The following is a 12,942-nucleotide window of genomic DNA, read 5'->3' as shown; positions in this document are numbered from 1 at the left end:
CAGGCAAAACACATTTGGCTTGAAAAAAGTGTTTATAGTCACACTTTTTTAATTTGAACTCAGGTTAAACTATGCTGTCAATCTGTATAACTGTCTGGTCCTGTTTGTGACCATGCAGCTTATGCACTCGTTTTTTTGCTTTGTAGCGTATAGCTGTTACCTTGTCTGCTCGAGCCTCAGCATCTACTACGGTCGCTTTTACCACAGCACCTTTTACGAGCGGAGCACCAATGATTGTCTTTTCACCGTCTACAACGATCATGGCGTCAAAACTGACCGTTTTATCATCACTCTTAAGCCGCTCAATGGAAAGTGTTTGACCTTCGGCTACGACATACTGTTTGCCGCCGGTAGCAATAACTGCTTTTTTCATTCCGTCTTCCTTACCTTTAGTACTAATCCGTTCTATGTTACCAAACCTACCCCTGTTTGTAAAGTCACCCGCAACGTGCAATAAACTCTCTGTACAGTATAGAACCGTTTCTGTCAGATTCTGCGTGCCACTGTATCCCAAAGCTACGTTCACTTTGCATCGCTTCGATTACTCCGTCCGGTGCGACTGCACAGAGCTCAAAACCGTCCGGTAACGTCGCTACCGCCTGATGATGCCGAGATACAACCTGGTAAGTCTGCGCTTTTTTTAGGCCTAAAAAATCGGTTTTCATAGAAACATCGTGAGTAACACCCACGTGTTCGATACTCAGTTCAACTTCCGCATGTATATCTTGGTACAAACTTCCACCATAGTGGAGCGCCAGCAGCTGCATGCCGTAGCAAACACCCAATATTGGCTTATTAGCCGCGGTAAATCTGTCAATCAAAACACGCTCCCACATGACACGTTCTAGTGGCTCTGGTACCGTTAGCAGTTTCTCTCCACCATAGACCTCGCCAGGAATATCTTCGCCTCCCGAAATAACCAAGCCGTCACAAAGCTCTAAAATATACTCAACCGGCATATCGGGTGAAAGAATGACCGGCAGCACCCCAGCTTCGTTCAGAACCTGAGTATACTCACGTCGTATGTATAGTGAAGCCTGTGAGGCAGGCAGCTTCACTCCCTCATCAAAGGCCGGCGTGACACCAATAACAGTAGGCCTTGTATGCATCTAGACTTTGCCCAGCGCAATTTCCAAATCAATTCCGTCAATACTGAGCATGCTGGTAAAGTCAGCTTCGTCGAGCGTTGCAATGCTTTGTGCGAGCGTCTCTGCCTTGATACTAACCTCATGCTCCTGAATTGCTGTTTGTAATTCGCTATTCGTCGTCGTTAGGCATAGTACAATCCGATCATCCACCTGAAGCCCGGCTTGTTTCCTAGCATTTTGCACGGCTCGCACCACTTCCCGCATCATGCCTTCTCTCTGTAAAGCGGGTGTTATATTTTTGTCAACACTTACAGCCATTTTTACTTCGGACGTAAAAATAACTTCTCTTACATTTACCTCGTCTGAAATTGTCATCTCGTAAAACTCGCCTAGTTGCTGCTCGCCACCATAAGTAAGGGTGGCAAGCGGCTGGCGTACTTTCACTTGAACTTCGTGTTCCGATTTAAACATTCGTGCAGCCAAACCTTGTTCAATCACAATGCGCGTATGTGCCATATCACTGAGCACTTGGTCATCAATACTGCCTTGCTTAGGCCAGTCAAGCAAATGTACACTTTCCCCGCCCGTAAGTTTCCGGTACAGCTCTTCGGACAAAAATGGAGTAAAGGGTGCAAGCAGCATACTCAGGCGCACCAGAACATAATGAAGCGTGCGGTACGCGTCATTTTTGTCGCTATCATCTTCACTCTTCCAGAAGCGTCGGCGACTCCGTCGCACGTACCAGTTGCTTGCATCGTCGAGCAACGGCAAAACTTCGCTCATTGCCTCAGGAAGATTATAGTCATCCATATGACGCGTTACATGTTGTTGCATCTGATGTAATCTTGACACCATCCAACGGTCTAATGGGTTATGTAACCCCTTGAGAGGGTCTTCGAGAGATCCATCCCATTCCCATCCATCGACATCGGCATACATTGTAAAAAAGTCATACATGTTCCAAATCATTGCCAACTTTCGCTGCACATCCTGTACGTCTTTGTCCTTTAGAGCAAAATCCTCCCCTGCCAGTAGCGGGCTCGATAGCATCATAAAACGAAAAGCATCCACGGAAAAAGCATCCATCAGCACCATCGGGTCTGTGTAGTTTTTGAGTTTTTTGCTCATTTTTTTGCCGTCCGCCGCATTTATAAATCCCGTACAAATCAGATTTTTAAAAGGCGACTTTCCGAAGAGCGCCACGTTTACGGCAGTCAGGCTGTAGAACCATCCACGGGTCTGATCGATTGCTTCGATAATGAAATCTGCCGGAAAACTACGCTCAAATTTTTCCTTGTTTTCAAACGGGTAGTGAAACTGAGCAAAAGGCATACTGCCGCTCTCAAACCAACAGTCCAAGACTTTACCTATGTGCCTCATCTCTACCCCATCACAAATGAAAGTGACGTCCATGACGCTCGGTAAATGGTAATCATCACAACGCTTTCCAGTTAATTGTTCAAACTCTTCGTACGAGCCGATGACTTTCACAACCTCCGTACCATCAGGCCGATAACCTCTCCAAACAGGTATGGGTGTAGCCCAGTAACGATCTCTGCTCAAATTCCAATCGGGAGCGGACTCGATAATGTTGTTAAAACGTCCTGTTCTAAGATTATCCGGCTTCCAGCGTGTCGCTTGGTTGGCCTGTAGCATTTCATTTTTTTGAAGCTGTATGTCCATAAACCAGCTTGGATGCGCCCTATACATGAGCTTAGTACCGCATCGGTGACAGTGAGGGTAGTCGTGCAGTATATATTCAATTCGCAGCGCGCGCCCGTCCCGAACTAGTGTTTTGGCGATTTCTTTGTTGACATCCCATATATTTTGGCCTATCCAATCACCCTCCGTGTAATTCCCGTTTTCGTCTACGATCGAGACGACTGGCACGCTATGTTTCTTGCACAGCTCGTAATCTTCTTCACCATAAGCAGGCGCTTCGTGGACGATGCCAGTACCATCGTCAGCCGTTACAAAATCTGCGGCCAGCACGTGATGAGCCCCGGGTCCACGATTTTCAAACAGCGGCTGATATCGTTTACCAACTAGCTCTGACCCCTGTATATTTTTTACAACATTGTATGCCAATACACTTTTCTTGTCGTCGACCATCACTCGCTCGAGCGCTGCCGTAGCGACATAAAATTTTCGCCCCTCATACTCCACTAACGAGTAGTCTAGATCGGGATGTACTGCCACTGCCACGTTGGCGGGTAGTGTCCAAGGTGTCGTCGTCCAAGCTAGCAACGACTCGTCGGAATCATCGATTTTGAAATAGACATAGACGCTCGGATCAGTGTCCTGCTGGTAGCTGTTTTCCATGGCAACTTCACTTTTGCTGATGGGCGTAGCGTCTTTGGTGCAATAGACCAAAATTTTTTCACCTTCATAAATTTTGCCTTCTTCGTAGAGCTTTTTGAAGGCCCACCAAACAGACTCCATAAACTCATTGTCCATGGTTTTGTAGGCACCCTTAAACTCAACCCAGCGACCCAGTCTATAAATGGTATCTTCCCATTCTGTGCCGGTCTGAACCATAGCCGCACGGCACTCCCTAACATAATCGCTTATGCTTATTTTGGTGCCGATTTCTTTTTTACTAGTTATGCCAAGCTTCTTTTCGACGAAGACTTCAGCCGGCAAACCATGACAGTCCCAGCCCCAACGCCGCTCGACTCGCTTGCCCTTCATCGTTTGGTATCGTGCTACCGCGTCCTTGACCGACGAAACCAGCAAATGCCCGTGGTGGGGCGTGCCCGTCAAAAAAGGAGGGCCGTCGTAGAAAACATACGCCCCTTCTTTTGGCCGCTGTTCAACCGACTTCTCAAATGTTTTGTGTTCTTTCCAGTGCTGCACAAGATCCTTCTCGTACTCACTTGCCTTCCGCCGCGTATTTGCCTTAAACTTCATATTTCCTCCCAAATAAAAATCACCTCTGTTAAATATCGGATCCCGGGTGAAATCACGGGAGGTACCATCCGATTTCTAAAAGAGATGATTCTTTTAGCACTTAGTTACTCGGTCTGACGAGCCGAACCGTTGGAATCTAGTTATTTGATTACTCAAATGTTCTCTCCACTACTTCGCGGTTGATAGCCGCTCATCCGCCAACCAGCGAAACGCATGTACCTATACATCATATACGAGACTAACAAAAAATCAAAAAATACCCCTCCTCCCAACCAACTTACCCTAAACAAATCAATAACAATCCTGTCGCGATTGCAACAGAATTGTTATTGATTTATGTTTGATTTGGGAAAAGATGCTTTATACCTTTTTAGGACGGTTACTGTTGGGAATACGCGGCGACATCGCGCATGAGAGGAAGCTCTGCGCCCACCCAGCTATGAATATAGCCCCCAGCATTGTCCGTCACAACAATGGCTGGCGTCATCATAATGTCGTATATTTTCGAAAGCTCTATGCCCTCTCTGCTGTCGACATCGATAGTTTGTAGACTAGATTGGTCGACATCATGCTGTCGACGCAGATCGTGCAAAAACTCTTCAACCTTACGCGCATGTTCAGTGTTTGGTTTGTATAGGACGAATACTTTCATACACCCAGTATACTTCTGGATACAATCAATTCCAACTTAAGTTTCCGCCCTTTTCGTGGAACATACCTACAAAACACAACATGCCACAACGCAGCTCCATCTGTTTTGCACGATCGTAAGGATTAGTAAGCATTGCCTCACTTCGACTTAAGTACCTATTCCGAACAGCTCAGCAGAAGCAAGCCCCTTACGCAAAGTTCGACGTTTCTTAAAAAACACTTGCTACAGTTCGCGGGGCGATTAAGAAACCGACGCTGACACAACAGGGGGGCAGTGCAAACATCAGGCCGCTTTTTGTTATGTTATATACACTCTGGCGTGCTTACGAGCACCCTGTCGTTGAACCGCAACTTGTACAGACATAGCAGCTACCACTTCGTTGGGTTTGGTTTCCGCAGTTGTAGCACAGTGGAGCCGTAGAATCTTTAATCTGAACTTGCCTACCATGCTGAGTAGCTTCCGCGTGTACGGGTGCCATGGGTTGTGTCTCAACAGGCTTAGTGACTTGTGTCGTGGTCGTTTCAGAGTGAGTAATTACTTCGTTTTTTTCTGCGCTGCCCTCGAGGAGACTAGTTTGTTCTTCAGGCATGTCGTCAATACTTGCCAGTCCAAGTTCAAGACGATCATCAAAGTTCAGATAGTCGAGTGCAAGCCGGCGGACAATGTAGTCCGTGACCGAGCTAGCCGTTCGGATATCTGGGTCATCCGTTATACCAAATGGCGCAAAGCTTGTACCCCGTAGTGTCTTGACGTAGCTCTTGAGTGGCACGCCGTACTGCAAGCCGTGGCTCACGCTGATAGCAAATGAGTCCATTAGACCAGCCAACGTCGAACCCTGACGGCTTACGCTTATGAATAACTCACCAGGAGTACCGTCTGGGTATTCACCCACCGTAAAGAAACCTTCCAGGTCGGCGACAACAAAACGGTAGGTACGACTGTTCCGGATACGCGGCAGCTTCCGACGCACCGCACCTTTGAGCACAATTTTACCGTCATCTGAAACAGCCACAGCGGCGACAGGTGCTTCTTCCTTATTTTCATCACTGTCTTTCTTAGCCATACTTAGCGGCTGCGCCACCTTACAGTTGTCTCGGTAAATAGCGACCGCTTTCAAACCCATTTTCCACGAATCTATATGCAGCTGTTCTATGTCTTCTACGGTTGCCGTTTCTGGCATATTTACGGTTTTACTAATTGCACCAGATAGAAATGGTTGAACAGCCGCCATCATTTTTACATGACCCAGGTAATGGATAGAGTTATCCCCCATGGAGCACGCAAAAACAGGTTCGTGTTCTTTTTTGAGATGAGGTGCACCAAGAATAGTTTTTTCGATGTCAATGTAGGCAACGATATCATTGACTTGCTCGTCGCTATAGCCAAGCGCCCTGAGGGCTCGTGGAACCGTCTGATTAACTATACTCATAGTGCCACCGCCGACCAGTTTTTTTACCTTTACAAGGCCTAGATCTGGTTCGATACCCGTAGTATCACAGTCCATCATAAGCCCAATAGTACCAGTTGGCGCAAGCACACTTGCCTGACTGTTGCGTACACCGTACAACTCACCAAGCTCAACTGCATCATCCCAGGCTGCAACAGCCGCGTCTAGCAAGTCTTCGGAGACAAGACTAGCGTCAATGTGATTTACGGCCTCACGGTGCATTCGAAGCACTTTCAACATGTTGTCACGGTCTTTGTGGAAACCGGTAAAAGGTCCAACCCTACGAGCCATCTTAGCGCTCGTAGCGTAGCTGTGGCCAGTCAGAATGGCCGTTATTGCTGCTGCCTGTGCGCGCCCTTCGTCACTGTCATAAGGCAAGCCTTGAGCCATAAGCAACGCGCCCAGGTTCGCATACCCAATTCCTAGCTCGCGGTAGGCCCGAGCATTTTTTGTAATACGCTCGGTTGGATACGAACTATAGCCAACGAGAATTTCTTGAGCGGTAAACATAAGCTCAACGGTATGCTTGAAGCTTTCAACATCGAAGCTAAAGTCATCATTCAGGTAATGGAGCAAGTTAATACTTGCAAGGTTACACGCCGAATTATCAAGATGCATGTACTCGCTACAGGGGTTAGAGCCATTTATACGACCTACATTTGGAGTTGTGTGCCATTTGTTAATAACCGTGTCAAATTGCATACCAGGATCAGCGCACTGCCACGCAGCCTCTGCAAACTGCCGAAAAATGTGACGGGCTTTGATTGTTCGAACCGTTTTGCCAGTACTAACTGCTTTAAGATCCCAGTCGCCGTCTGCCTCAACCGCCTGCATAAATTCGTCGGTGACTCTTACTGAGTTATTGGCATTCTGGTACTGGACGCTGAAAATATCTTTACCATCAAGGCTCATGTCAAACCCAGCCGCCTGAAGCGCGCGCGCTTTGTCCTCTTCAATTGATTTACACCAAATAAACTCTTCTATATCTGGGTGGTCGACATTCAGAATAACCATCTTGGCAGCTCGGCGCGTTTTTCCGCCGCTCTTAATTGCGCCGGCGCTCGCATCAGCACCTCGCATAAAACTTAGTGGACCACTTGCTGTCCCAGCGCTTTTGCCCAGTGGTTCAACACTTGAACGAATAGGGCTAATGTTGACACCGCTACCCGAACCACCCTTGAATATCATTCCTTCGTCAGTGTACCATTGCAGTATTGCTGGCATGGTGTCTTCGACGCCCAAGATAAAACAAGCACTTGCTTGCTGTGCCCTCTCCGGTGCGCCAATATTAAACCAAACCGGGCTATTGAATGCTGCTCGCTGAGTGGCTAGGACATACTTGAGCTCTTCCCGGTACGTTTCAGCTTCGGTGACAGAATCAAAATAGCCCTCTTGCTGACCCTGACGTACAACAGTATCAACTACGCGGTCAATCAGTTGTTTCAGCGAAGCCTCGCGCCCTTTCGTGCCCGGTGTACCTGTAAAATATTTTTGTGCCACAATATTAAGCGCGTTAAGCGACCAGCTCTCTGGGATTTCAACACCTTTTTGCGCGAAGACAATCTCACCGGTAAAAGGGTTTTTAAGCTCAGAATCACGCTTCACCCACGTAATGGCGTCGTACGCCTTAGCACGAGGCGTGGTAAAAAGCCGCTTTACTCCACTATCAGTTGTCTGTCCCATACTTTTACCCTCACTTTCTTTGGAAGCACATGCCATTCCTGCATAACTCCACTTAGTTTTTTATATGTTTGTACTTACTTTTGTAAGAAAATCAATCCACGCTATGCCTCATCTAAGGCTTCTTGTTTTCTTTCACGTATGTTCGAAAGTTCCCTCTCAAAACCCGCTATGTCGCTAAACCGACGGTAAACGCTTGCGAAGCGAACGTACGCCACCTCGTCGAGCCCACTCAGGCGATCCATTACCATTTCGCCTATGGTGCGTGAACGCACTTCGCTATCGGCACAAGCATACAGTTCGTGCTCAATATTTTGAACAAGTGCATCAAGCTGCATACTAGTAACGCTCGTTTTCTCACATGCCCGGTAAAGCCCCGCAAGTAGTTTTTGCCGGTTGAACAATTGACGTGTACCGTCATTTTTCACGACAATAAGCTGGGATCGCTCTACACGTTCATAAGTAGTAAAGCGGTACCCGCAAACCATACAAGCACGGCGGCGGCGGACTGACTCACCTTCAGCGACATCGCGACTCTCGATTACCTTCGTGTCATCGCGGCTGCATTGGCTACATTTCATTCTCGAGCCCTCTCATGTTTTTATAAGGTGCGACTACACAGCAAGCAGTAAATTTTTGAAACACCACCTGCTACATATAGCGTTTTACATAACCATCATACCCCCATAAGTGGGGTTGGTAAAGTAGAAATGCGGTGTAATATTTAATACAGAATCAGACAGTTGTGCCTGTTATTTGTCAATATCTTCAGAATCGACTTTTGAGCGTCGACGTGCCAAGCGGCGCAAAAACGATGGTTTCTCGAGCTCATCTTCATCTTCATGAGATACGACTGGCTCGTGCAACGTCACTGCATCCTTTTTGTCGAAATCTTTTTCATCGTGCTGGATAGCCCAAATGTTTGGCATGGGCGTTTCGTTGGAAAAGTCCGCGGCTTGGTCTGTTTGCTCTGCGTTATCTTCTTTAATAGACATGTCAATTGCTTCCATGTCTGTTTCCGTTGTCTTGGTAACGGAATCTATTGGCTGAGCAATTGCTCTATCTTGATCAGATGCCTGATTGGGCAAACTAGTACTTACGGCCTGACGATTCGTGAAGTACGAGGCATCAAACCCTGTCGCCACGACAGTAATAATTATCTCACCCTCTAGTTCCGGGCTAATTGTTGCGCCAAAAATAATGTTGGCGTCAGGATCGGCAGCCGCCGTGATAGCCTCTGCGGCAGTATTGATCTCGTGCATAGAGAGGTCTTGTCCACCAATAACGTTGAAAAGGATACCCCGCGCACCATCGATAGAAACTTCGAGTAAGGGTGACTCAATAGCTTGCTGTGCGGCCTGAATCGCTCTGTTTTCACCACTTGCTCGGCCAATACCCATTAGGGCCGATCCAGCATTGCTCATCACGGCTTTTACATCGGCAAAGTCAAGATTGATAAGCCCGTGCACCGTTATGAGGTCAGAGATGCCCTGGACGCCTTGTCGCAATACGTCATCGGCTACCTTGAAGGCTTCAAGTAAAGGTGTTGCGCGGTCAATGGTCTGCAATAGTCGATCATTAGGGATAATAATGAGTGTATCGACTGCGTTACGTAGTTTATCGATGGCCGTATCAGCGTTGCGTCGCCGTTTATCACCTTCGAAGGCAAACGGTTTCGTAGCAAAACCTATGACTAGAATGCCCATGTCTTTCGCTGTTTGTGCCACAATATGCCCGGCGCCGCTTCCTGTGCCACCACCAGCTCCAATCGTGATAAAGACCATGTCTGCGCCTTCTAGCGTCGCTTTGATTTCTTCACGCGATTCGGCAGCAGCCTGTTCGCCAACCGCCGGATCTGCACCCGCGCCAAGACCACGTGTTGTGTCACGACCAATGTGTAGTTTAGTACCGGCCCTCGAGTTATGAAGAGCCTGCGCATCGGTATTGATGGCGATGAATTCCACACCGTCAACCCCAGCGTCTATCATACGATTTATGGCTGCGCCGCCAGCCCCGCCAACACCGACTACTTTTATGCGAGCAAATGTTTCAATTGCCGGATCAACTGCCTGTGCCATATTCTTTCTTCCCTCGCCTTACTTACTAACACCAGTATACGCGTCCGCGGTAGGGAGTTCAACCATCAGTGCATACAAAAAAAACTCACCACGTCAGCAGCCGAGTAAAAACATGGCTTATCAGGAAAAAGCCTGAACACAAGGCGTGTTCTAACGTCTGAATTTTTTAAGAAAATTGGACACAGAAGACACCCCGCCGCTGAAAACCTGCGTCGAAGTTATCTGGTCGTTTACATAAGGGGCAAGTAGGATGTCGAGTAGCATTAACCCGGTAGCAGTCGCAAATGCAGGATCGTCTACTGTGTCGACCAGCCCAGCCAAACCACGTATCTTGCCGATGCGCGCTGGCAGTTGCAGTCGCTCTTTGGCAAACTCAGCCAACCCCGGTAGGGCTGCGCTTCCACCAACTATCACGACTCCGCCTGGCAGCTTACGTGAACGGTGGATTTTTTGGAGCTCTTTGTCAACGTACTCAAGGAGTTCTTCTACCCGGGCTTCGACAATCATATTCGTTTCTGCTTGCTCAAAGGTGTATCCTGCTCCCTCGACAATAATTCGGTACGTTTTATCTGTGGTGTCACCAAGAGTAACATGTTTTAGTTTTACCTGTTCAGCAACTTCAAGATCTGTTTTAAGGCCAATTGCCAAATCGTTTGTTATATGGGTACCTCCCATGGGTATAACAGCAATATGCTGTATCTCACCGTCTTCTATGACAACAATGTTGGTTGTGCCAGCGCCAATATCAAGCACCGCCGTGCCAGCTTCTTTCTGCTTGCGGTCGAGAACCGCTTCCGCCGCTGCCAGCGATGATACCGTATGATGCTGTGGTCGGATCTGAGCTTTTTCGAGCGCCAAATCCAAATTGCGTACGTTTGGCGTTGCGGCCGTCAAAATATGGCAGTCTACCTCTAGGCGCACACCGTGCATGCCGACTGGGTCTTTCAGATTATCTTGTCCGTCAAGACGATAGTTCTTGGCAAATACCTGCAAAATCTCGCGGTTAGCCGGTAGCTTAACAATGGCCGCTGCTTCTTCAACACGATCGCGATCATCTGCGGTAATTTCTCGGTTTGGGCTACTGATAGCAATGGTCCCCCGCGAGTTCATCCCCGCAACGTGCGCACCATTCATATTCACTGTCGCGTGCTCAATTCGAACGCCAGAAATCCGCTCTGTTTCGGTCACCGCCTGCACAATAGACTCGACACATTCATCTACATGCATAATAACCCCCTTACGCATGCCTTGATTTGGGCTCATACCATGTCCGATAACGGAAATAGCTGTCGGGTCATTGACGTCACGCGTGCCAATCACGCATCGTACATGCGATGTCCCAATATCGAGACCCACATAATGGGGAGCAGCTGAATTTTCGCGCATATTGCCTCTCAGTATAGCGCTAGAGCTTGCCCGAGCGCAACATTTGTTATGATCTTGTTCTTAGTTGACGCTCATTTTGCAAAGCAAATCAGGCACGGGCACTTAGCAAGTCGCTGGTAGCATTTAGCAGAAGCAGAACAAAGAACATACTTGGATGTGTGTCATCTGATATCTTTACTCTGCTAAATAAGAAAACTGTCATGGCCGCTGGTGCTTGGTCTGAAAATAGCAGATGTTTGTGTCAGCTAGCCTATACCTGTGTCAATATTTCGCAGCCGTCTGTTGTAACAAGCAGCGTGTGCTCAAACTGGGCGCTACGGCTGCCATCGACCGTAAGGAGCGTCCAGCCATCGTGCGCACCAAAAATTCGGTAATCTCCAAGGGTTGTAATGGGCTCAATAGCAATTGTCATGCCAGCCTTTAGCGTAGGGCCGGTGCCGGCATGGCCGTAATTCGGTATTTCTGGTGCTTCATGCAGCTCATGCCCGACACCGTGGCCCACCAGCTCACGCACTATCCCTAGATTATACGACTTTAGCACTTTTTCAATCGTGGCTGATATATCACCTACTCGTACACCTTCCCGCACTACATCAATCGCCGCATATAACGCCGCCTCAGTTCCCTTTAGCAACCGCTCAGCGTCCGCATCTGGCTTACTACCAATGCAAATGGTAATGCCTGCGTCAGTAATCATGCCGTCGTAGACAACACCGTAATCAAAGTTCACTACATCACCGTTTTTAAACGGGGTATCATTTGGAATACTGTGCTGTACCTCATTGTTGTTGGATATGCAGATAATGTCTGGGTAGCCCTCGAAACCTTTGAAGGCTGGCTTGCCGCCTAGCCGGTCAGTCTCCTCGGCTGCAAGTGCAGAGACCTGCTTCGGTGTCATCCCCATACGTACTTCACGCCGGATTTTCTCCAAAACAGAGCCGAGTATATATCCACTCTGACGCATTGCCGCTATTTCAGCTGAAGTTTTTGATTGCATATTACGTATCCTCTTGGCAAAATTATACCCTAAGTTCCCGTGTGAAAGGTTATACCTCGCAGAATTTGTGCGAGGTATAACCTTTCACACAATATTCATGCCGTAAGTCTAATCAAACTTGGCAGGAAGACCAAGCGCAGTGATGATATTTTTATATACTTTGGTTGGGGTACCATCGGCGTCAACGTCTAAAACTTCGACACCACTATCGCGAAACTGCTGTAATATTGGCTGGGTCTTACTGGCATAAAGCTTGTAACGTTCGGTAATCGAATCAGGTGTATCATCTGGACGCCCGCGTTTAGCTAAACGATCACGCGTTTCCTTCTCGCTAACATCCATATGTACAACAATTGGTCGGTCAAAGCGACCTTTTTCGGCCTGTTTCATCAGCCACGTCACCTGCTCAGCAGTACGAGGGAAGCCATCGAGTATAAATTCATCTTTGGTGTCGACAATGTCAAATACCTTATCCATCATATCAATTGTTTCGTGGTCGCCCATCAGTTTCCCCTCAAGCATAGCCGCACGCCGGTGACCGGTGAGGAACAGACGGAAGATTTCTCCAGTCGAGATATACGCGTATCCGTGCTCATCGGCCAGTTTGTGCCCCTGAAGGCTTTTACCCGCGCCGGCCGGACCCATCAGCAAAATCATTGATTATCCTCCAGTAATGTTACCGGTAGTTGGAAGTTCATTATTAC

General features: G+C 47.9%; 10 protein-coding genes. All 10 read right to left on the bottom strand.

Going from position 1 to position 12,942, the window contains the following annotated elements; all coding sequences use genetic code 11:
- Positions 1-64: 64 nt before the first annotated feature.
- Entirely contained in the window at positions 65-373 is a 309-nt protein-coding gene (gene rplU, locus IPL85_03275; protein QQS19284.1) for a 50S ribosomal protein L21, read from the bottom strand.
- 64 nt (positions 374-437) lie between these two features.
- Positions 438-1,109 (bottom strand): gamma-glutamyl-gamma-aminobutyrate hydrolase family protein, encoded by a 672-nt coding sequence (locus IPL85_03270; protein QQS19283.1) that lies wholly within the window; start codon positions 1,107-1,109, stop codon positions 438-440.
- Complete coding sequence (locus IPL85_03265) at positions 1,110-3,998, bottom strand: isoleucine--tRNA ligase (GenBank protein ID QQS19282.1); 2,889 nt, start codon at positions 3,996-3,998, stop codon at positions 1,110-1,112.
- A gap of 379 nt (positions 3,999-4,377) precedes the next feature.
- Positions 4,378-4,650 carry a hypothetical protein gene (locus tag IPL85_03260; GenBank protein ID QQS19281.1) on the bottom strand — a complete coding sequence of 91 codons (273 nt, stop codon included), beginning with the start codon at positions 4,648-4,650 and terminating at the stop codon, positions 4,378-4,380.
- A gap of 322 nt (positions 4,651-4,972) precedes the next feature.
- Positions 4,973-7,816: a vitamin B12-dependent ribonucleotide reductase gene (locus IPL85_03255; protein QQS19280.1), complete on the bottom strand. Its 2,844-nt coding sequence runs from the start codon at positions 7,814-7,816 to the stop codon at positions 4,973-4,975.
- A gap of 65 nt (positions 7,817-7,881) precedes the next feature.
- Positions 7,882-8,358, bottom strand: coding sequence for a transcriptional repressor NrdR (nrdR, locus tag IPL85_03250; GenBank protein ID QQS19279.1), 477 nt, complete (start codon positions 8,356-8,358; stop codon positions 7,882-7,884).
- A 171-nt stretch (positions 8,359-8,529) separates the two neighbouring features.
- Positions 8,530-9,855 carry a cell division protein FtsZ gene (ftsZ, locus tag IPL85_03245; GenBank protein QQS19278.1) on the bottom strand — a complete coding sequence of 442 codons (1,326 nt, stop codon included), beginning with the start codon at positions 9,853-9,855 and terminating at the stop codon, positions 8,530-8,532.
- Positions 9,856-10,005: 150 nt separating this feature from the next.
- Positions 10,006-11,241 (bottom strand): cell division protein FtsA, encoded by a 1,236-nt coding sequence (ftsA, locus tag IPL85_03240; GenBank protein ID QQS19277.1) that lies wholly within the window; start codon positions 11,239-11,241, stop codon positions 10,006-10,008.
- 250 nt (positions 11,242-11,491) lie between these two features.
- Positions 11,492-12,238 carry a type I methionyl aminopeptidase gene (gene map, locus IPL85_03235; protein QQS19276.1) on the bottom strand — a complete coding sequence of 249 codons (747 nt, stop codon included), beginning with the start codon at positions 12,236-12,238 and terminating at the stop codon, positions 11,492-11,494.
- 108 nt (positions 12,239-12,346) lie between these two features.
- The gene (locus IPL85_03230) at positions 12,347-12,895 is read right to left on the bottom strand and encodes a nucleoside monophosphate kinase (GenBank protein QQS19275.1); all 549 of its coding nucleotides are present in this window, start codon (positions 12,893-12,895) and stop codon (positions 12,347-12,349) included.
- Positions 12,896-12,942: the final 47 nt, after the last annotated feature.

The sequence above is a fragment of the Candidatus Saccharibacteria bacterium genome (assembly GCA_016699955.1).
Taxonomy (GTDB): domain Bacteria; phylum Patescibacteriota; class Saccharimonadia; order Saccharimonadales; family UBA4665; genus JAGXIT01.
This window is presented reverse-complemented; position numbering and strand designations above follow the sequence as displayed.

Bases quoted from the DNA above. Each gene is read 5' to 3' on its own strand.
- ftsZ (QQS19278.1), bottom strand. From the start codon at position 9,855: ATGGCACAGGCAGTTGATCCGGCAATTGAAACATTTGCTCGCATAAAA.
- IPL85_03255 (QQS19280.1), bottom strand. From the start codon at position 7,816: ATGGCATGTGCTTCCAAAGAAAGTGAGGGTAAAAGTATGGGACAGACA.
- IPL85_03260 (QQS19281.1), bottom strand. From the start codon at position 4,650: ATGAAAGTATTCGTCCTATACAAACCAAACACTGAACATGCGCGTAAG.
- ftsA (QQS19277.1), bottom strand. From the start codon at position 11,241: ATGCGCGAAAATTCAGCTGCTCCCCATTATGTGGGTCTCGATATTGGG.
- nrdR (QQS19279.1), bottom strand. From the start codon at position 8,358: ATGAAATGTAGCCAATGCAGCCGCGATGACACGAAGGTAATCGAGAGT.
- IPL85_03230 (QQS19275.1), bottom strand. From the start codon at position 12,895: ATGATTTTGCTGATGGGTCCGGCCGGCGCGGGTAAAAGCCTTCAGGGG.
- IPL85_03270 (QQS19283.1), bottom strand. From the start codon at position 1,109: ATGCATACAAGGCCTACTGTTATTGGTGTCACGCCGGCCTTTGATGAG.
- map (QQS19276.1), bottom strand. From the start codon at position 12,238: ATGCAATCAAAAACTTCAGCTGAAATAGCGGCAATGCGTCAGAGTGGA.
- IPL85_03265 (QQS19282.1), bottom strand. From the start codon at position 3,998: ATGAAGTTTAAGGCAAATACGCGGCGGAAGGCAAGTGAGTACGAGAAG.
- rplU (QQS19284.1), bottom strand. From the start codon at position 373: ATGAAAAAAGCAGTTATTGCTACCGGCGGCAAACAGTATGTCGTAGCC.